The organism is Paraburkholderia sp. SIMBA_030 (assembly GCF_046535245.1).
Lineage (GTDB): Bacteria > Pseudomonadota > Gammaproteobacteria > Burkholderiales > Burkholderiaceae > Paraburkholderia.
Genome location: NZ_JAWRXB010001446.1, coordinates 1 through 243, shown reverse-complemented (window position 1 = coordinate 243; position 243 = coordinate 1). Strand labels below are relative to the sequence as shown.

The window sequence follows — 243 nt, the reverse complement described above, 5'->3', positions numbered from 1 at the left end:
TGTTCGAAGACGGTTCGTGGTCCAAGCTGCAACCGGGTGAGCGCAAGCACATCCTGCTGAAGTTCGCCCAGTTGCTGGAAGACCACAGCCATGAGCTGGCGGTACTGGAAGCGTTGGACAGCGGCAAGCCGGTCAGTGAATTCCAGAACGTCGACGTGCCGGAAACCATCCACACCATCCGCTGGCACGCCGAGCTGATCGACAAGATCTACGACAGCACCGCCCCGACCGGCAACGCTGCCG

General features: G+C 61.3%; 1 protein-coding gene. It reads left to right on the top strand.

The genetic code is table 11. The features are described from left to right. Positions 1 to 243: aldehyde dehydrogenase family protein (locus SB772_RS44820; RefSeq protein ID WP_410839129.1), on the top strand; the 243-nt coding region annotated here is incomplete at both ends.